At 63.0% G+C, this 19,834-nt stretch carries 20 protein-coding genes; all 20 read left to right on the top strand.

What is annotated here, in order from left to right; translation table 11 throughout:
• The first annotated feature begins 39 nt into the window (after positions 1–39).
• The 20 genes from ACSQ3O_RS16970 to ACSQ3O_RS16875 all read left to right on the top strand — a co-directional run bounded on the left by ACSQ3O_RS16970 (position 40) and on the right by ACSQ3O_RS16875 (position 19,832).
• Positions 40–264, top strand: a complete 225-nt coding sequence (locus ACSQ3O_RS16970; protein WP_436139767.1) for a hypothetical protein — start codon at positions 40–42, stop codon at positions 262–264.
• Positions 264–1,937 (top strand): terminase large subunit, encoded by a 1,674-nt coding sequence (locus ACSQ3O_RS16965; protein ID WP_436139766.1) that lies wholly within the window; start codon positions 264–266, stop codon positions 1,935–1,937. The genes ACSQ3O_RS16970 and ACSQ3O_RS16965 overlap by 1 nt, the downstream gene beginning before the upstream one ends.
• Positions 1,934–3,220 carry a phage portal protein gene (locus ACSQ3O_RS16960; RefSeq protein ID WP_436139765.1) on the top strand — a complete coding sequence of 429 codons (1,287 nt, stop codon included), beginning with the start codon at positions 1,934–1,936 and terminating at the stop codon, positions 3,218–3,220. The genes ACSQ3O_RS16965 and ACSQ3O_RS16960 overlap by 4 nt, the downstream gene beginning before the upstream one ends.
• Positions 3,217–4,215 (top strand): head maturation protease, ClpP-related, encoded by a 999-nt coding sequence (locus tag ACSQ3O_RS16955; RefSeq protein ID WP_436139764.1) that lies wholly within the window; start codon positions 3,217–3,219, stop codon positions 4,213–4,215. Before ACSQ3O_RS16960 ends, ACSQ3O_RS16955 begins: the two co-directional genes overlap by 4 nt.
• Positions 4,216–4,305: 90 nt before the next feature.
• Positions 4,306–5,547 (top strand): phage major capsid protein, encoded by a 1,242-nt coding sequence (locus ACSQ3O_RS16950; protein ID WP_436139763.1) that lies wholly within the window; start codon positions 4,306–4,308, stop codon positions 5,545–5,547.
• Between the two features lie 47 nt (positions 5,548–5,594).
• The gene (locus ACSQ3O_RS16945; RefSeq protein ID WP_436139762.1) at positions 5,595–6,218 is read left to right on the top strand and encodes a hypothetical protein; all 624 of its coding nucleotides are present in this window, start codon (positions 5,595–5,597) and stop codon (positions 6,216–6,218) included.
• 45 nt (positions 6,219–6,263) lie between these two features.
• Positions 6,264–6,440, top strand: a complete 177-nt coding sequence (locus ACSQ3O_RS16940; protein WP_436139761.1) for a hypothetical protein — start codon at positions 6,264–6,266, stop codon at positions 6,438–6,440.
• Positions 6,433–7,812, top strand: a complete 1,380-nt coding sequence (locus ACSQ3O_RS16935) for a hypothetical protein (protein ID WP_436139760.1) — start codon at positions 6,433–6,435, stop codon at positions 7,810–7,812. The genes ACSQ3O_RS16940 and ACSQ3O_RS16935 overlap by 8 nt, the downstream gene beginning before the upstream one ends.
• 9 nt (positions 7,813–7,821) lie before the next feature.
• A complete protein-coding gene (locus ACSQ3O_RS16930) occupies positions 7,822–8,076 on the top strand; it encodes a hypothetical protein (protein WP_436139759.1) in 255 nt (84 codons plus the stop codon).
• A gap of 145 nt (positions 8,077–8,221) precedes the next feature.
• Complete coding sequence (locus ACSQ3O_RS16925) at positions 8,222–8,773, top strand: head-tail connector protein (RefSeq protein WP_436139758.1); 552 nt, start codon at positions 8,222–8,224, stop codon at positions 8,771–8,773.
• Positions 8,773–9,090, top strand: a complete 318-nt coding sequence (locus ACSQ3O_RS16920; protein ID WP_436139757.1) for a phage head closure protein — start codon at positions 8,773–8,775, stop codon at positions 9,088–9,090. Before ACSQ3O_RS16925 ends, ACSQ3O_RS16920 begins: the two co-directional genes overlap by 1 nt.
• Before the next feature lie 7 nt (positions 9,091–9,097).
• On the top strand, positions 9,098–9,523 hold the full coding sequence (locus tag ACSQ3O_RS16915; RefSeq protein WP_436139756.1) for an HK97-gp10 family putative phage morphogenesis protein: 426 nt from the start codon (positions 9,098–9,100) through the stop codon (positions 9,521–9,523).
• Entirely contained in the window at positions 9,520–9,873 is a 354-nt protein-coding gene (gp17, locus tag ACSQ3O_RS16910; RefSeq protein WP_436139755.1) for a tail completion protein gp17, read from the top strand. Before ACSQ3O_RS16915 ends, gp17 begins: the two co-directional genes overlap by 4 nt.
• Positions 9,874–9,999: 126 nt before the next feature.
• On the top strand, positions 10,000–10,641 hold the full coding sequence (locus ACSQ3O_RS16905; protein ID WP_436139754.1) for a phage tail tube protein: 642 nt from the start codon (positions 10,000–10,002) through the stop codon (positions 10,639–10,641).
• A gap of 104 nt (positions 10,642–10,745) precedes the next feature.
• Complete coding sequence (locus ACSQ3O_RS16900; RefSeq protein ID WP_436139753.1) at positions 10,746–11,129, top strand: phage tail assembly chaperone; 384 nt, start codon at positions 10,746–10,748, stop codon at positions 11,127–11,129.
• Positions 11,126–11,449, top strand: coding sequence for a DUF1799 domain-containing protein (locus tag ACSQ3O_RS16895; protein ID WP_436141141.1), 324 nt, complete (start codon positions 11,126–11,128; stop codon positions 11,447–11,449). The genes ACSQ3O_RS16900 and ACSQ3O_RS16895 overlap by 4 nt, the downstream gene beginning before the upstream one ends.
• 64 nt (positions 11,450–11,513) lie before the next feature.
• Positions 11,514–17,081 (top strand): phage tail length tape measure family protein, encoded by a 5,568-nt coding sequence (locus ACSQ3O_RS16890; protein ID WP_436139752.1) that lies wholly within the window; start codon positions 11,514–11,516, stop codon positions 17,079–17,081.
• Positions 17,081–18,034: a hypothetical protein gene (locus ACSQ3O_RS16885; RefSeq protein ID WP_436139751.1), complete on the top strand. Its 954-nt coding sequence runs from the start codon at positions 17,081–17,083 to the stop codon at positions 18,032–18,034. The genes ACSQ3O_RS16890 and ACSQ3O_RS16885 overlap by 1 nt, the downstream gene beginning before the upstream one ends.
• Positions 18,031–18,696, top strand: coding sequence for a hypothetical protein (locus ACSQ3O_RS16880; RefSeq protein WP_436139750.1), 666 nt, complete (start codon positions 18,031–18,033; stop codon positions 18,694–18,696). The genes ACSQ3O_RS16885 and ACSQ3O_RS16880 overlap by 4 nt, the downstream gene beginning before the upstream one ends.
• Positions 18,693–19,832, top strand: a complete 1,140-nt coding sequence (locus ACSQ3O_RS16875) for a WD40/YVTN/BNR-like repeat-containing protein (RefSeq protein WP_436139749.1) — start codon at positions 18,693–18,695, stop codon at positions 19,830–19,832. The genes ACSQ3O_RS16880 and ACSQ3O_RS16875 overlap by 4 nt, the downstream gene beginning before the upstream one ends.
• Positions 19,833–19,834 lie beyond the last annotated feature (2 nt).

Below are 19,834 nucleotides of genomic sequence, written 5' to 3'. Positions count from 1 at the left end.
CCAAAGCCGAAAGAGCCGGTCTATCTACCCCTCTCGACCGTGTACGACGACCCGGACAAGTTCCTGAAGGCCGTCATGAACGACAGCGGCACGGACGCCAAGCTGCGCGTGGACGCGGCAAAGGCCCTGCTTTCTGCCCAGGTGCGCCGGGCAGAGAACGGAGGCAAGAAGCAAGAGCAGGCCGACGCCGCCAAGAAGGTGGCCAGCAAGTTCGCCACGGCCACACCCCCGAAGCTGGTTGCGGCCGGCGGTAAGAAGGTCTGATGCCCGAGTGGTCAACAAGCTGCCCAGACTGGGCGGCGCGGCTGCGCGCGGGCGAGTCGATCATCCCGCCGCCTATCTTCCCGGAGCAGGCAGAGCAGGCCCTGGCCGTGTTCAAGCAGCTGAAGATCGTGGACGCCCCCGGCAGCCCGACCTTCGGCGAGTCGTGCGCCGAGTGGGTGTTCGACCTGGTGCGCTCGATCTTCGGGGCATATGACGCGGACAGCGGGCGGAGGCTGATCACCGAGTGGTTCATCCTCATCCCGAAGAAAAACTCGAAATCGACCATTGCGGCCGGGATCATGATGACAGCGGTCATCCTGAACTGGCGGCAGTCGGCCGAGTTCTCCGTCCTGGCGCCCACGGTGGAGGTGGCAAACAACGCCTTCGCTCCGGCGCGGGACATGGTGCAGAAGGATGAAGACCTCGAAGTCCTGATGCATGTGCAAACGCACATCAAGACCATCACCCACCGCGAGAGCGGGGCGGCATTGAAGGTGCTGGCGGCCGACCAGAACACAGTCGGAGGCAAGAAGTCGGTCGGCACGCTGGTGGATGAACTCCACCTGTTCGGCAAGATGGCCAGCGCCGAGAACATGTTCCGGGAGGCCCTGGGGGGCCTGGCGTCACGGCCCGAGGGCTTCGTGATCTGGTTGACAACCCAGTCCGACGAGCCACCGGCCGGGGTGTTCAAGCAGAAGCTGGACTACGCCCGCGACGTGCGCGACGGCAAGGTGATCGACCCGGGCTTCGTGCCCGTCATCTTCGAGCACCCTCCCGAGATGGTGGCCAACGGCGACTGCCTGAAGCTGGAAAACATGGCCATGGTGAATCCCAATATGGGGTTTTCGGTTGACCAGGCATTCCTGGAGCGCGAGTTCAAGAAGGCAGAGCTGGCCGGTGGGGACTCCTTCCGGGGCTTCATGGCGAAGCACGCCAACGTGGAAATCGGCCTCAACCTGCGCAGCGACCGCTGGGCCGGTGCCGACTTCTGGGAACCGCAGGCCAAAGCCCCCGGGCTGACGCTGGACGACCTGCTCGACCGCTCCGAAGTGGTGGACGTCGGAATCGACGGCGGCGGCCTGGACGACTTGCTGGGCCTTGCCGTGGTCGGCCGGGACAAAAACACCCGCGAGTGGCTGACCTGGACGCATGCCTGGGCCCACCCCTCCGTGCTGGAGCGCCGAAAGCAGGAAGCCGCCCGGTTTCAGGACTTCGCCAAGGACGGCAACCTCACGCTGGTGAAGAACATCGGCGAGGACGTGGAAGACGTGGCAGGCATCTGCGCGCTGATCTATGCGCGCGGCCTGCTGGACAAGATCGGGTGTGACCCCGCTGGGCTGGGCGGCATCGTGGATGCCCTGGCCGAGGCCGGAATCCCCGAAGAAAAGCTGATCGGCGTGTCCCAGGGCTGGAAGCTCACGGGCGCCATCAAGACGGCAGAGCGCAAGCTGGCCGAAGGAGTGCTGGTTCATGGTGGCCAGCCCATGATGGCCTGGTGCGTGGGCAATGCCAAGGTGGAGCCAAGAGGCAACGCCGTGATCATCACAAAGCAGGCCGCAGGGTCCGCAAAGATCGACCCGCTGATGGCGCTGTTCAACGCCGTCACCCTCATGTCGCTAAACCCGGTAACGGCAGCGACGCCGGAAATTCACTCAATCGACCTCTATTCATGACCCAGCTCCTGGATTTGACCGCCAAGCCGCAAGGCAGCCGAGTCCTTGGGGACTGGATCGCCAGCCGAGACGGCGCGGCGTCGCGCGCGGGCATCGTTGCCCTGGGCGAAAACAGCACCGGTAGCTTGACGCTGGCCGAGCTTTCGAGCCTTCTTGGTGCCACGTCGCGCTCTTCTTCAGGCGCCAATGTGACGGCGGAAACCTCTATGCGGGTTTCTGCTGTATATGGCTGCGTTTCCCTGCTGGCCGGAGCAATCTCGACACTTCCGCTGGGAGTGTTTGAACGCACCAAGGAGGGCCGCGACAAGGCGGATCACCCCTACTGGTGGCTGTTCAACGAGCAGGCCAGCGACGGGTGGACCTCTGCGGCGGCCATTGAGTACCTGATCAGCGCAAAGCTGTTCTACGGGGATGGATTCGGCCGCCTGCTGCGCACCAGTCGCAGCAATCAGGTGTACGGGTGGGAGCCACTGCACCCGCTGACGGTGCAGCCGTTCAAGAGCAATGGCCGGGTGTTGTACCGAGTCACACCGAACGGTGACAAGCCATACACGCTGGACAGCGCGGACATGATCCACCTGCCAAGCCTGGGATTCGACGGGTTGACCAGCCCGAGCCCGATCACCTACGCGGCGCGCGAGTCAATCGGCACCGCCATCTCGGCGCAGGAGTTCAGCGGCCAGTTCTTCAATGGGGGCGCGAACTTCGACTACGCCTTGAAAACGGCGGCGAAGCTGGACCTGAAGCAGTTGCAGGAGCTGAAGGCGTCACTGCTGGCGCGCGCACAGAACGGCGGCAAGGGCCCGCTGATCCTGTCCGGTGGGCTTGAACCGGCCAAGCTGTCAGTGGATAGCAAGGACGCCGAAATTCTGGCGACTCGGATTTTTACGGTCGAAGAAATTTGCCGCATCTTCGGCGTACCGCCTTTCATGGTGGGGCACACCGAAAAAACAACTTCTTTTGGTTCCGGTGTTGAGAACATGGGCATCGGCTTCGTGCGCTACACCCTGCAGCGGCACCTGACGCCAATGCAGCAGGAGTTGAACCGCAAGCTGTGGCCGGTGCGCGAGCGCTACTTCGTGGAACACATCACCGCAGCCTTGGAGCGCGGCGACCTGAAGGGCCGTTACGAGGCCTATCGCATCGCCCTGGGCCGCGCGGGCGAAATGCCGTTCATGGAGCCCGACGAAGTGCGCCGCCTGGAGAACATGCCGCCAAACGAGAACCTGCAAATCAACCCCGGCCAGGCAGGCAGCCAAAACGCAGGAGGGAATCCCCCATGAATATGAAACTTCTCCAGCTGCTGCTGGACAACCGCCGCCCCGATGGAAAGGCACGCTCGCGCGTCGAAGCGGCCACGAAGGACGGCGGCGAGACTACCGTCTACCTGTACGACCCCATTGTGGGTAGCCGCATGCTGGCCGAGCTGTTCGGCTACGTGTGCGCCCAGGAGATGGTGCCCGCCATTGACGGCGTGAAGGACGGCACCCTGGTGCTGCGCGTCAACTGCCCTGGCGGCGATGTGTTCGCCATGCAGGCCATCATGAACGCCATGCGCGCGGCGTCCGAGCGCGGCGTGCGCCTGGTCGGCCAGGTCGACGGCGTGGCCGCCAGCGCCGCCACGGGCATCCTGGCCGTGTGCGACGAGGTGGTGATGGGCGCCGGAACCCAGTACATGATCCACAACTCCCAGGGCATGGCCATGGGCGACCGCAATGAGTTGCGCGCGCTCGCCGACCTCATGGAGAAGGTGGACGGCGGCATGCTCGAAGCCTACATGGCGAAGTCCGGCAAGCCTGAAGCCGCCATCCGTGGGTGGATGGACGCCGAAACCTGGTTCACTGCTGAGCAGGCCGTGGACAACGGTTTCGCAGACCGCGTGAACACCAGCGGCAAGAAGGCCAAGGCATCCGCTGACTGGAAGCTGGACGCCTTCGCGAACGCCCCGAAGGCCGAGGCCGATCAGGTTGAGGCCGAATTGAACGCCGACGAGGCGCAGTTTTTGCAGGACATGATCCCGCACCACGAGATGGCGCTGGAAATGGCTAAGGCCGTCATGCCCAAAGCCAGCAGCGGGAAGGTCATCAAGTTGGCCGAAGGTGTCATTGCCGCGCAGGCTGGCGAAATCGAGCTGATGCAAACGTGGCTCGATCAATCGAACGCACCTGCCGCCAAGAAAAAGCGCCCCATGAAGATGGAGGCTAACTACATCACCGACGAACACTGCGAGCGCCAGCAGCAGCGCCTGAGCCTGCTGGCCCGCCTCACCCATCAGTAAGCGCCTCGCGCAACTGAAACAGCCGCCCTTGAGGCGGTTTTTTTCGTCCCCACGACTTGCGCGAGCGGTCACATCAAAGAAAGGCTCACCATGAGCAAACTTGCACAACTGCGCGCCCAGCGCGACGCCAAGGCTAAGGCCGCCCACGACCTCAACGCCAAGACCCCCTCTGACCAGCGCATGAATTCATCCGATGCCTCTGCATTGGACGCCCTGCTGGCAGAAGTCGAAGCCATCGATGGCGAAATCGCCCGCGAAAACCGCATCAACCAAGTTGCGGGTGACGCGCAATCCGAGCACGAAGCCGCCATGAACGCAGCCACCCGCAACGGCGGTGCGTCCGACGAAGCCTCTGCCCTGCGCGCCATGCTCTCGGGCGGCCTGTCTGCCCTGACGCAAGAGCAGCGCAACGCCATGTTTGCGCGCCAGAACCCAGACATTCGCGCGGCCATGTCCACCACTACCGGCTCTGAGGGTGGATTCACCGTTGCAACGGAATTCAGCCGTCAACTGATCGAAGCCCTCAAGGCAACGGGCAGCGTGCGCAGCGTGGCCAGCAACATCCGCACCTCCACCGGTGCGCAGATGCTGTTCCCCACTACCGACGCCACTGCGGAAGAAGGCGAACTGCTGGCGCAGAACACCACGGCGGCCGTTCTCGAAACGACCTTCGGCCAGGCATCGCTGGACGTCTACAAGTACAGCTCCAAGAGCATCGCTCTGCCTTTCGAGCTGCTGCAGGACTCGATGTTCGACATTGAGGCGTACATCCAGAACCTGCTGCGCCTGCGCCTGGGCCGCATCCAAGACCGTCACCACGTCCTGGGCACCGGCAGCAGCCAGCCCCGCGGCGTGGTCACGGCATCGACCGTGGGCAAGACCGGCACAACCGGCCAGACCACCAGCGTCATCTACGACGACCTGGTGGACCTGGAGCACTCCATCGACCCGGCCTACCGCGCGAACTGCCGTTACATGATGAACGACAGCACCCTCAAGGCGCTGCGCAAGATCAAGGACAGCCAGAACCGCCCGATCTTCGTTCCCGGCTACGAAACCGGCAACCCCGGCGGCGCACCCGACCGCCTGCTGGGCCGCGAGATCGTGATCAACCAGTACATGGCTGCCATGGCTGCGAACGCGAAGTCCATCCTGTTCGGTGACTTCAGCAAGTTCCTGATCCGTGACGTGATGGACGTGACTCTGTTCCGCATGACCGATTCCGCATTCACGCTCAAGGGCCAGGTGGGCTTCGTCGCCTTCTGCCGCTCCGGCGCAAACATGGTGGACAACGGCGGCGCGATCAAACATTATGCTAACTCCGCTACATAAGTAGTATTTGATTGCATAATGGAGGGGTCAACGAAAGACCCCTCCAGATGGCACAAACTTCTTGTAGAAAGTGTTCAGTTCCCCTCGTGCTTGGCGAGAACTGGACCGATGGATTGGCTAGAGCACGCAGCTATATCTGCAGGACATGCCTGTCCGCGAATGGCAAGGCCCACTATGCAAAACATGCCGAACGCGCTGCGGAATTGCAGCGTCAACGGCTGGCGGTTCCATCAAATAAGAAGGCCGCAGCAGCGCTCAAAAGTGCTTACTACGCAGCTAACAAGGAAAAGTGGCTCGAGTACCGCGCCACCCATCGCGAAAGGTTGCAGCAAGACACCTTTCTGCGCGCTGGCAAGCTGCTGACATGGATCAGGGCGCGAGCCGCCAAGTCGGGCCGGGAGTTCGATCTGACGCGCGAATGGATTGCAGAACGTCTGCAGGCTGGAGTTTGCGAAGTCACCGGCATCCCGATGGAATTGAGCAAGCCCCCGGGCTCTCGGTTCCACCCCTGGGCACCATCGGTGGATCGCGTTGACAGCAAGCTGGGCTACACGCAGGGCAACTGTCGGGTGGTCTGCTGGATCTACAACATGGCCAAGTCCGAATGGTCGGATGAAGTCGTGGTGACTTTCGCAAAAGCACTATCTGCCAGGAGTAGCCTGGCCAACTAAACCAAAGCACCTCCGGGTGCTTTTTTTACGCCCGAAGGGACCAACATGGCAAAGAACCAAACTCCTACCGCCGCAGAAACCGTGAAGGCCCGCGTTCTGGTCGATGGTGCCTACGGCAAGGTCAATGACGTGGTGGACGTGCCCGCCGCTGAGGCCGAAGCCTCTGGCGAACTGGACGCACACCCTGACGCAGTGGCCTACGCCGAGAGCCTGAATGCCTGACAATGTCACCCTGCCCGGCACGGGCTCCGTCGTTGAAGCAGTGGAGGTTGGTGGCGCCATGCGCCAAGTGGTGCAAGTCGCCAACCTGCCAGCTACTCAGCCGGTGAGCGCTGCCTCCCTGCCACTGCCCACGGGCGCGGCTACGGAGTCAACGGCCGCCGCGCTGCTGGCAGCCTCCGAGGCAATCAAAGCCGCCGCAGAAACCCTGGCAGGGCGCACGATCAACACGGGCGCCGTATCGGGCACGGTGGCGCTTGATGGGCCAACCATGGCCGCGCTGGAGGCGATCAGCGCAGACACTGGACTGACCCAGCCGTTGACCGATGCGCAGCTGCGCGCATCCGCTGTGTCGGTATCTGCTGCGGCGCTACCGCTCCCGACTGGAGCCGCCACCGAAACCACTCTAGGGGCCGTGCAAACACTGATCGCAGCGCTCGCGGCAGCAGTGGGCAGCCACAACGCCCCCTTTGTTGACGGCGCGCCGGGCTATGTCATCCTGGCAAAGCGCCGCGACAGCGACAGCACCACGGTTGCCGATGGCGACCTGAACACGCTGAACATGGACGAAGAGGGCCGCCTCAAGGTGGCCAGCAAACCTGCCAGCTACGCCGCCACGGTCGGAAACGTCACAAGCGCCACCAGCACGGTGGTGGTGAACACCGAGCGGTTTTCGAACCTGATGATCCACTGCGCCGGGACATTTGCCGGTGTGAACTGCACCTTCGAGGGCTCGCTGAATTCGACCAACGGAACAGACGGCAACTGGTTTGCAGTGCAGGCCATCCGGTCGAACGCAAACACGATTGAAACCACCACGGGCGTGCTGGCTGCGGCCCCTGCGTATGCGTGGGAATTGTCGGTAAACGCACTGCGGTACTTCCGCATTCGCGCCACGGCCTGGACCTCTGGCGCGCAGGTTTGGACGCTGATTCCCGGCACCTATGCAACGGAGCCCATCCCCGGCGCGCAGGTTAGCGGAACCCAGCCAGTTTCCGGCTCGCTGACTTCTGCGGGAACCACGACCAACACACCGGCCACGCCGTCGCCGTCGAACATCAACAGCGCCGCAAACACCAACGCAACCGTGGTCAAGGGCAGCGCGGGCACGCTCTACAACATCGGCGCGAGCAACACCGGGGGCGCTGCTGCGTTTATCAAGCTCTACAACAAGGCCACGGCGCCCACGGTGGGCACTGATGTGCCGGCCTTGGTGCTGGTGGTCCCCGCTGGCGGCAATGTGGATTTCGACCTTGGGCCAATGGGCCACCGATTCTCTGCAGGCATTGGCTTGGCCATCACCAACCTGGCCGCCGACACCGACACAACCGCCGTAGCGGCATCCCAGGTCAAGGTTTTGACCTCGTACCTCTGAAAGACCCCCATGAAGCCTTGCACCGTAATTGTTGTTTCGCGCGATATTGACGGCGTGGCAAACGGCGAAATGTCGTATGAAAGCACCACCCCGGACGATGGTGTGACAGTAGTCATGCCCATTGGCTACCTGCCCGGCCTGGCGACCGCACAGCCGGGCGACATCACCGTGCGCGTGGCCACCATCAATGAAATTGCTCCCGTTTCTGCATCCGTGGTCATTGACTACGAAACCGAGATGCAGACCGTGACGTTCGCCTACTGACCGTGCTGCTACTGCTGTTCAACCAACAGGGCGGCCCTATCTACAAGCGCGCCCCCTCCGGTAGCGGGTACGCCCGCATCACACAGCAGAGCACGCGGCCACAAGCGACGGAAACCAAACGGCCCAACCAGCAGAACACCAAGCGATGAACCCCAAACGCATCACCACGCCAACAGAGCCAGTAACGTTGGCCGAGGCAAAGCTGCACCTGCGGGTTGATAGCGACGACGAAGACACGCTGATTGCGGCGCTGATCTCCGCTGCCCGCGAGGCCTGCGAAGACCGCATCGATGGCGCCGTGCCTGTGACTGGCTGGCGCCTGACTCTCGATGCTTTCCCGGATGCGATCAAGCTGCAGCGCGGCCCGGTGTCGTCTGTCGAGTCGGTGAAGTACCTCGACGCGGCCGGGGTGGAGCAGACGCTATCGCCGCTCGATTACCTGGTGGATGCCGCAAGCACGCCTGGCTACATCGTCCCCGCCTTCGGCAAGGCCTGGCCGGAAACGCGCGACCAGATCAACGCCGTGACCGTGGAATACACAGCAGGCAGCGCAGCCCCCGCGCACGCGCTCAAGGCTTGGATGCTGCTGGCCATTGGTGAGATGTACGCCAATCGCGAAGGATCGGCTGAGCGCCCGGTGGTGGCCCACGGCTTCGCCGAGCGCCTGCTCGATCCGTTCCGGTACTGGGGCGCCTGATGCAAGCCGGCCGCCTCAACCGCCGCTGCGTGCTGCAGACCCCAGGCACCGCCCAAGACGAGCTGGGCCAGCCCATCCCCGGCTGGACGGATGTGGCCACGCTGTGGGCCGACATCCGCATGAAGTCCGGCCTGGAGTCGATCAAGGCTGGCGCGCCCGTGTCGGTGGTGGCCGCCTCGGTGCGCATCCGCTACCGGGCGGGCGTGAACGCGGGCATGCGCGTGGTGCACAACCTGCAGGCCTACGACATCAAGGCGGTGATGCCCGATGTGTCGGGGCGCGAGTTCCTGGATCTGATCTGCGAAGTGGTGAACTGAAATGGGCATGGGCGTCCGCATGAACGTGGCGGCCTTCAAGGAAGGTCTGCGCGCCGAGGTGGACAAGCTGCACGCGGCCACTCGCCCGGCGGCCCAGGCAGGCGCACAGATCATCTATGAGCGCGCGCGCATTAACGCCCCAGTCTCGCAGGACAGCCACTTTTTCTACATCCGGGGCCGCAAGTACGGCCCCTATGCACCCGGCACGCTGCGGGACTCGATCTATCAGGTGTTTAGCAAGGACAACAGCTTCAAGGACGTGAGCACGTACCACATCAGCTTCAACAAGAGTGAGGCGCCGTATGGGTTCATCGTCCACAACGGCACCAGCCGCACGGCGGCACATCCGTTCATCAGCAAGGCGGTGGTCGAAACCCGCACACAAGTTCGTGCGGCCATCAAGGCGCGTTATCTGGAAGAGGTCAACAAATGAGCATGGAAGCCGACCTCTCGACGCTGCTCAAGACCGTGTGCCCGCGCGTATTTGTGAAGGTGGCGCCGTTCGGCACTGCCAAGCCTTTTGTAACGTATCTGGGCTTTGGCGGCGAGTCGCTGCGCTACTTGGACAACACAGCCCCCGACAAGCGAAACACTGCTGTGCAAATCAGCGTGTGGAGCGCGACCGAAAAAGAGGCTCTAACCATGATCCGCGCAATCGAAGACGCGCTTTGCCTCACGACTGTGTTTACCGCGTCACCGCTGGGTGAGCCATCGCCGGGCGAAGACGAAGACCCGGAAGTTTGCGGGCGCATCCAGCGCTTTTCGATCTGGGCAGCCAGATAACTGATTAGGCGAAAGCCGACCAAGCAAGCCCCTCTCGGGAAACCGGGCGGGGCTTTTTCATGCCCGTTGAGGGCAGCAACCCGACCCGCCCAGAGCGGGTTTTTTCATTTCTGAAAGGCCCTCACCATGGCACTGTATTTCCCCGAAGGCTCTAGCCAACAGTTCTCGCAGACCTTTGCGTCTGCCAAGAACATCACCGCCCTGTCCAACGCAAATCCCGCAGTGGCCACCAGCGTAGCCCACGGCTACACGACTGGCGATGAAATCCTGATCACTTCCGGCTGGGAAGATGTGACCGATACCGTGGTCAAGATCACCGTGCTGACGGCTGACACGTTCAGCCTCACCGGTATCGACACCACGAACACCGGCTTCTACCCGGTTGGCACCGGCACTGGCACCGCCCAAAAGATCAGCGGCTGGACCGCCATTCCGCAGGTGCTGACGATCAGCGGGTCGGGTGGTGATGCGCGCTTCACCGATGTGCAACTGCTGGCGCGCCGCAACAGCCTCCGCATCCCCACTGGCTTCAACGCAACCAGCATCACGCTGTCCCTGGCGCACGACCCCAACCAGGCGAACTACCAGACCATGCTGGGTATCTCGCGCAACCTGTCCAAGGTGGCCTTCAAGCAGGTCATCTCTGGCGGCGCCGTGACCTACGGCTACGGCTACCTCAACGTGTCCGAAATGCCAAAGCTCAACAGCAACCAGGTCAACACCGTTGACGCCGCCATGACGGTCATCGGCCGCTCGCTCACGTACTGACCCCCGGCGAAAGCCACCCCAGCACCGACGCATCCACGTTCGTTCCTTCGCAGGGACGGCGTGGGTGCGCACGGGCATTTTCAACCCTGCGAAGAAAGTAAATCATGGCCAAGATCAAGTTGGGCAATCGCCCCGCATCGTTCAAAAAGACTGTTTCCTTTGACATGCTGGAAGGTGGTAAGGGCACCATCGAATGCGTGTTCAAGTACCGCACAAAAAGCGAGTTCGGCGAGTTCATCGACAAGCTGATCGAGGCGGCCGGTGCAACGCCGAAAGATGACGGCGAAAAGTTTTCCATGGCTGACCTGATGGATCGCACGTCTGGCGCTAATGCTGACTACATCCTTGATGTTCTGCAGGGATGGAACCTGGACGAAGATCTGAACAAGTCCAATGTTCAACAGCTTGCTGATGAGTTGCCAGCTGCAGCTGCCGCGATTATGGAAACTTACCGCACCGCAGTCACAGAAGGCCGCCTGGGAAACTGAAAGCGGCAGGGGCTGCGCTCTATGCCAAGGAAGAGGATGTCTCTGGAAATCCCTTCCTTGCAGCCCTGGCCGCGCGTCAAGAGGATGAGTGCATAGAAGTGTGGCCCGAAAACTGGGAGGTCTTCGCTATGTTCTGCGCGCTGCAAACGCAGTGGAGCGTAGGAATGGGCGGGGCCACCGGTCTCAGGTACGAGGCGGCATACCCACTCATCGACAGAGCTGCAAAAACAGAAGAAGAGTGGAGCGATATGTTTGAGGATCTTCGGGTCCTTGAAATGGCCGCCCTCAAGCAGATGAGCGAGAACCGCTCCGACAAATAGCCACCTCCGGGTGGCTTTTCTATTTCCCGGCTCGCTTCGGCGGGCCTTTTTCATTTGGGCACCCATGACATCTGACCTGCGAATTCAGGGCGAGGTAGTCGTCAACTCGGAACAGGCCGAAAGCGCCTTCAACCGTGTTGGCGACAAGGCCCAGCAGATGGCCAATGAGGTGGCCACGTCTGCGGGCAAGGCAGGCCAGGCCGTTGACAAGATCGGCGACGGCGCTGGCGTCAGCGCGGAGAAGTTCACCCGAGCGGAAAGCCGTATCTCGGCATCCATCAAGCGCGCAACGAACGAACTGGAGTTGCTGGGCAAGACCGCATCGCAGCGCCTGGAGTTCAACATCAGCGACAAGGGCCTCGATCCCAAGAAGTTCGAGCCCATGCTGCAGCGGCTGCGCGAGGTGGAGCAGCGGGCCCGCGAGGCGGAAGCTGCAGCCACCGGCTCACTGAACAACATGGGAATGTCCGCCCGGGCCACCGCAGCGGCGATGCGCGGCGTTCCTGCGCAGTTCCAAGACATCATCGTGTCGCTGCAGGGTGGCCAGGCGCCCATGACCGTACTGCTGCAACAGGGCTCGCAACTGTCTGGCATGTTCGGTGGCGCAGGGAATGCCGCAAGGGCTCTCGGCACGTACATCGTCGGCCTGGTCAACCCGCTCACCATTGCTGCAGCTGCAGTAGCTGGCCTTGGCTTTGCGATGTACTCGCTGAACGGCAAGGACGCAGCGCTGCGCGACCTGTCTGCCCAGCTGGTCGGCACCGGCCGCGCGTCGGCGGCAGCCGTGGGTGACATCAAGGCGTTGGTCAACGAGCTGAACACCGTGCCCGGCGTCAGCAAGGCGGCGGCTACGGCCATCATTGGCGAGTTCGCCAAGGTCAGCGGGCTGGGCTCAAGTCTGTTCAAGGGCCTTGGGTCTTCCGTCGCGGACTTCGCCGCCGCTACTGGCACCGACCTCCCGACCGCAGCCAAGAAGCTGGCAGAGGCATTTGCCGACCCTGCGAAGGGCGCGAAGGCCCTGGAAGACACGCTCGGCACGCTCACGGCTGCGCAGATCCTAACCATCACCAAGATGGCCGAGATGGGCGACAAGTCCGGCGCACAGGCCGCGTTGCTGGATGCGCTAAAGCAGGCTACCGAAGGGCTCGCAAAGCAGGGAATGACACCCCTTGGCGAGGCTACCGACAAGATGAGCAATGCGTGGGACAAGCTCACCACGTCCGTGGGCAACTCCAGCGCGTTCCGTACCGCGAATGACTGGCTGGCGAAGCTCATCGAGAAGACAGCCGAGCTGACCGTGCGCTTGTCACAGATGCAGCCTCCTACGTGGCTGAAGTACATGCCGGGGATCGGCCCTGCGATTGGCGCTGCATCACTGCTCGCTGGCCCGGAGGCAAGCAGCGGCGGAAGCCGCTCTGTGTCCGGGAAGGTCGGCACGGTTGAAGGTGGTGCCACTGGCTCGTGGGGCCCTACGTCCCAAGAGATGGAAAGCCAGGTCAAGGCTGCGCTTGATCTCACCAAATCGTACGAGTCCCAATCGGCCGCCATGGAGAAGCTGCGCGGCGTCGCCAGGGTGGCGAAGGATGCATTGAAAGAGCTTGAAGCCCAAAACAAGGGCAACAGCGTTGAGGCCAAGGAACTGCGCGAGCGCATCACTGGCGTCAACGAAAAGCTGGCCGAGATGGCGAAGAAGGGCCAGGGCGATGTCAAGGCCGAACAGAACGCCTATGAGTCTCTGATCGCATCCATCCGGGACAAGATCGCCCAGAACGAGCAGGAAATCAAGTATTCCGGCCGCCTGAACGAAGCGGACAAGCTGCGCATCAAATTCACCGAGGATCTGGCCGCCGGAAAACTCAAGCTCACAGAAGCGCACAAGGCAGAGATCCGCGCCGATCTCGACCGCCTAGACATTCAGGAGCGGGCAAAGGTCGCCACAAAGTTGGCCGTCAGCGCCTACCAGGAGCAAGTCCAACTTGCAGACGAAGCAGCGCAAGCCTATGTCGCAGAGGCGAAGGCGCGCGAGGCTGGGCGTGCGGCGATCAATGGCTACGTCAACGGGATAGACGAAGCAAACAAGGCATTGCAGTTCGAATTGTCCGTGATGGGCCTGAGCGCCCAAGCGCGCGATGTCGCACTGGAGCAGTACCGCATCGAGCTTGATCTGAAGAAGCAGATTGCAGCCATCGATGCAAATTCTGGGTTCAACGAGCAGCAGCGCGAAGAAGAACGCGCAAAGGCGCGGGCCGCTGCCGCCATCGCCACAGCGAACGCATCCAGCAAAGCATTCCTCGATGAGTGGAAGCAGTCCGTTTCCACCTATGACGACATTTTCCGCCGCGGCTTTGCCGACATGCTGAACAACGGCAAAGACGGCTGGAAGTCCTTCACCAAGAGCCTCGCCACCACGTTCAAGACCACGGTCGCCGATCAGCTGTACAAGGCTTTCGCGCAGCCGTTCGTGGTGAACATCGTCGGCAACCTGCTTGGCCTGACTGGTTCGCTTGGGCTGTCGGCCGCCAGTGGCGCCGCCGCCGCTGCATCTGGTGGTTCTGCACTGAGCGGTTTGGGAACTCTCGCGTCTGGCGCGTCGCTCATCGCTGGCAACTTTGGCGCAGGCCTCACCACCGGTTTCTCGGGCTTGATGGCCGGTAACCTGGGCTCCACGCTCGGCCTCGGCACGGGCTTGATCGGCTCTGGCGCCACTGCGGGCGGCATAGGCACCATCGTGGGCGCCCTTGGGCCCATTGCATTGGGAATTGGTGCCCTGGTCGCCATCGCCAAAGCCACCAAGGGCGAAACCCGCACCGGCGGACAGTTCGGCGTGGCCTTCGATGGCTCGGTGACCAACCAGCGCCGGGGCCAGACCTACACCATCGAGGGCCAGCAGTTCGACCGCGACTTCACCAATGGCTTGCAGACCGCGCTGAAGGACGGCATTGCCTACCGCCTGGAGGGCGATCCCGTGGCGCAGGAATCAGCCATCCGTGAAGCGGTGGCGGGCACGGCCAGCGGCATCAATGGCTTCCTCAAAGCCCTTGGCAGCGCCGCAACGCTCACCGGCTTCTCTGCTGGCCTGGAAACCTCCGGCAAGGGTCGAGGCGGCGTGTTCGCTGGCGGCCTGCTGTCCACCGGCCAGGGCTTCGGCGAATCCGGCAAGGGAGACAACTACGCCGGGACTCTCTACGAGGCCTTCAGCACCAACTCGCCCGACTTCAAGACCGCGCTGGAGAATTTCACGTTGGACCTGAAGCAGGCCACCATTCAGGCGCTGCAGACGGTTTCCGACATCCCCCAGGCCGTGCAAAAGCTGCTCAAGGGCGTGGACGCCGAAGGCCTGACGGAGGACGCCGCCAACAAGCTGCTGGAAACCATCAACGCCCAAATCGTGGGCGTGAACCAGTTCAAGGACGCGCTGAAAGGCATGGGTCTGGACACGCTGGCCGCGCTGAGCTTCGACGCAGCTGCAGGGCTGGCCGAAGTGTCGGGCGGGTTCGACAAGCTGCTGGGCAACCTGCAGACCTACTACACCAACTTCTTCACGGGTGAGGAGCAGCGGGCCAACCTGCAGCGCTCGCTGGCGCAGCAGCTGTCTACCCTGGGCCTGCAGCTGCCCGACATCAACGCCAGCAATGCACGCGACCAGTTCCGCGCCCTGGTGTCGGCCGCCGAGAAGGACATGAGCGAGGCGGGCCGCAAGACCTACGCCACCCTGCTGTCGCTGTCCGGCGCCTTCGCGTCAATCACCGAAGCTGCGGCAACCACCACGCAGACCCTGGAGCAGCAGCGCCAGGCGTATTACGGCGCCCTGCAGGACGCGGTGTCGGCCCGCAACAAGTCCTTGCAGAACCAGCTGAGCGCTGCGCAGGAGGTAGCCAGCGCTCTGGGCGATGTCTTCGACACCCTGCGCAGCAACGTGCGGGAGCTGTACGGAGAGGTGGACGGCACGCGCGGCATGCTGGCCGCCCAAGGTAACTCTTTCATCGACCAGGCGCTGGCCACGGCCAAGGCCTCGGGCTACCTGCCCGACCCGGAGAAGCTGGCCGAGGCCATCTCGGCAGCCCGTGGCGGCCTGGACGGTGGCACCTACACCACCCAGTTCGCTGCTGACCGTGACCGCCTGGTGTTGGCTGGCAAGCTGTCCGGGCTGCAGGAGATCGCGGACAAGCAGCTCACTGACGCCCAGCGCACGGTGCGCGCGCTCGAAACGCAGATCGACCAGAACGAGCAGACGCTCGACTACTGGAAGCAGCAGATCGAGATTGCCAGCGGCACCTACCAGGGCATCCTGAGCGTGGAGTCCGCAATCCAGCAGCTCAGCGGCTTCTTGGGTGGCACCGGCAGCACTCGCCCCACCGCCGCCACTGGCAGCCTGGGCGGCGATATTTCCGGCCCCGCCTACCGCGACCGGGGCACTGTGGCGCGCGCAGACTATGGCGCCGACGTCGCCCTGTCCAGCTTCGAGAAGTTCAAGGACTGGTATCAAGGCCTGGCCACCAATGCCAACGTGGGCGCGCTGCAAAGCGCAGGCTACCAGGTGCCCGACTGGATGCGCGTGGGCGGCATGGCCGGTGACAGCACCGACAAGGAACTGTTCGGGTCGTACCTGTATTTCAAGAACAACCCGCAGTTCGCCAAAGACTTCGAGCAGGTCATGACCACTGGCCGCTCCAGCCTGCCCACCGATGGCAGCACCCTGGTGCGCAGCGACCTGTCGAAGATGCCTGCCGACGTTGCCGCCTACTTCCAGAGCGACCGCAACAGCCTGCTCAGCTATGAGAGCTTCGGCCTTGACCCGGTACTGGCCTACAAGCTCTACAAGGACGGCCCCGAGCAGTTCGGCCTGAACCTCTCGCGCGAGAACTTCACCGAGTGGCTGCGCACCCACAAGTGGACCGAAGGCGGAGTCGTCTCTGCCAACAACACGCTGGACACGGCCAAGGGCTACGCGGGCTACAACCTCGCGCGCTACGACACCGGCACCGGCAACATCGTCAACCTGGACGGCTCCATCTACTCGCCAGACGGCAAGTACCTGGGCATGGCCGGGCGCGACCTGATGGCCAGCGTGTATGGCTCGGCATTCTTGGGCACCTCGGGCGGCAGCTATGGCGACGCCACGCGCTCGGCGCTCTACAACAGCCAGGTGCAGGGTGGCAACAGCGAGGCGGCCTACTACGGCGCCATCAAGAGCAATCTTGACGCGGCCATTGCGGGCGGCATGTCGGCCCAAGGCATCGCAGATGCCATCACGCAGACGGGCGCATCCATGGCCGACGTGGCTGCAGCCTACGGCATCACCGTGGCGCAGCTGGAGGAAAACCTGCGCGCTGGCGGTGCTACCAACATCCCGAAGTTTGCCGTGGGCACGAACTACGTACCCCGCGACATGCTGGCCTACATCCATGAGGGTGAGGCCGTGGTGCCCAAGGCCTACAACCCGGCAGCGGGTGGCAGTGGCTCCGACGGCAATGCCGAGTTGGTGGCCGAGTTGCGCGCGCTGCGTGAGGCCGTGGCTGCGCTGCAGGCTGCGGCAAACGAAACCGCAGGCAACACCCGCCTGATGCCTCAGATGGGCCGCCAGTTCGACCAAGTGGCCGGCACTGGCCGCGTTCTTACCAGGACAACCTGATGAACATCCTTCTACCCAAGACCATCACGAACGCAATGTTCGGCGCCGGGACCAACATCCCGGCCGTGGACACGGTCATCGTCCCGAATGAAGTGGAGTGGGCCTCTGGCGGATCGTTTGCAGATGGAACACGCCGCACATGGAAGGGCTACTGGTACGAGGCCGTGCAGGCCATGACCACCGGACCAACCAACGCCATCGAGCCGGGCACGGCCGCCGCCGAGGGCTACTGGCTGAAGGACGAAGGCGCCCCCACCAACCGCATGGCGCCCTTCGACAAGTACCTGTTCACCAAGGCGCGGCGCGCGGGCTCCATCGTCTACGAGCTGACACCAGGGTTCATCAATGGTGTTGCCATCTATGAGATGGAGGCAGACCACCTCAACATCACGGTGAAGGACGGCGCGACGGACCTGATCACCCACGTGGACATCGAGCTGTGGGAGCAGGCCCCGGGCCTGTGGGAGCTTCTGTTCGGCGAGCTGTCGCGCGGCACGTACTACGCCCTGAAAGACATCCCGCTCAACCCGAACGCCAAGATCAAGATCACCATCAGCCGCAATAACCCGGCGATTGAAGCTGCTGTCGGCTTCATCAGTGTTGGCAATTGGAAAACGCTTCTCGCCCCGCTCATCCAGACCAGCGGAGTGCAGTATGGCGTCGAGGTGGCCACTCGGGACTACTCGTACAGCCAGGAATACAAGGACGGCACCTACATCGATGTGGAGGGCCGCAAAGCCACCGACATCAACCTGTCCTGCGTGATCGACGCAGCCAGCGCACCGTCTGCCAAATCCCTTTTGGAGCAGATTCTTGGCAAGGCCGTGGCCATTGAGGTCAGCGAGCTGCCGAGGTATTCCCACCTGGCCACGGTGGGCAAAGTCACCGGTTCTGTCCGGTCCGTCAACTGGCCCACCGCTCAAGTGGACCTGCAAATCAAAGGCAACGTATGACCAGCCCTATCGCGCCAGATGCGGCGCCGTCCGTGCCGGAATTCCCGGCGCTCGGAGACACCTCTTACAACACCAAGGCCTACAACTGGGGCAGCTGGATGCCCAGCCTTGTGACCTGGGTCACAGGGGCGGTGTCCAAGGCATACCAGAACGCGCTGAGCGCCTTCGAGAGCGCCACCGCATCGGCCGCCAGCGCAGCCGCATCAGAGGCCTCGGCAGTCACATCCATGGCGGGCTCCAACTTCAAGGGGGATTGGGCCGGACTGACAGGAGTGCTGAACAAGCCGGCATCTGTCGCTTACGCAGGGCGCGTCTGGCTGCTGCTCGACAACCTGGCCGACGTCACGGCCGCAGTGCCTGGTGTGTCTGCCAGCTGGCGTGCGTATGACGTTTTCCTGCCTCTGGTGCAGGTGACTGGAACGGCGCAGACGGCCGTGGCCGGATACCACTACTCGCTGAACAACGCGGCGGCCACCACCATCACATTGCCCGTGTCCCCAGCAGAAGGCGCCATGGTGTGGATCACCGTCGCCAATGGCCGGTACGACAACAGCATCGCCCGCAACGGCAGCACGATCATGGCGCTGGCCGAAGACATGCTGCTCGATAACCCCACCTCGTACCAACTCCGATTCATCAACGGTTCCTGGAGGCTCCTATGAGCGCAGCAAGTCAGTTTGGCGGCGGCATGCCGCTTGGCTCCACCGCGAAGGGCTACGGCCTGACAGAGCCGCAATGGGTGCGCGCGGATGGTCGCGCACTCACGCGCGCCGGGTATCCGCGCCTGTCCACCAAGTTTCCCTTTGGCCGCCTCACGGGCACAATCCGCACGCTCGGCAGCACCCCCAGCAGCTACAGCGTGGCAGCCAGCCCGACCTACTTCGTTACCCCATTGGCTGCTGGAAACCCGGGTATGCAGTATTCGACCGATGGCGCAACGTGGTCTTCTGCATCCCTCTCGACGCCGTCGGCATCGGTGGCGTGCGTCATCTGGGCTGGCGCGCGGTTTTGCGCTGTCAACACAACGACCACGCAGCCATTCGTCACTACAGGCGACAACCCGAATTCGACATGGACGTCCACTTCTGGCGGCATCAACAGCGTCCCCGCTGGGCTGCTGAATTTGCTGGCCTACGGCTCGACTCCGGCGCGAATCGTCAGCATCGGCGGTTCTTCAGGCACCAGCGTGTACACGCTCGACAACGGTGCAACGGCCTGGACCAACCGCACTGGGCTGACATCGCTGAATCGGCGCGGCGTCTGCTGGTCCGGTCAGAAGTTCTTCATCGTCTGCGAAAACGCGGCCGTGGTCAGCTCTTCCACAGACGGCATCACCTGGGCAGAGTCGCAGATCCCCGAGGCGATTGCAGCGTCGTCTGGCGACATTGCCAGCAACGGCTCGGGCGTCATTGTCATGACTGGCGCAGCGTCCGGGTTGTGGGTCAGCTCTGACCACGGCGTGACCTGGTGCGCCGTCGGGATCCCTGGGGTTGCAAGCTCTACGGCGTGGAAAGTGACCTACTCGGGCGACCGGTTCTTCATCCCTACGGCTGCAGGTGTGGCTATGTCCATGGACGGCAAGGAGTGGTTTGTTGAATCCCAGTCTCTGCAGGCCCGTGCACTCAACTCGGGGTTTGCCAAGAAGGGATCGGCCATCGTGCAGATCCAGGCCAGCGCGACGGCCTACTCGTTCACCGAGTCCGCTACTGATTTCTGCGTGCCCATGCTGCAGAGCTACAGCCCTGCAGTGTCTGGCAACCCCATCGCTTCCGAACCCGTGTTTATCAAGGCGCTGTGACC

This window comes from Acidovorax sp. LjRoot74 (assembly GCF_964254355.1).
GTDB lineage: Bacteria > Pseudomonadota > Gammaproteobacteria > Burkholderiales > Burkholderiaceae_C > Acidovorax.
This window is presented reverse-complemented; position numbering and strand designations above follow the sequence as displayed.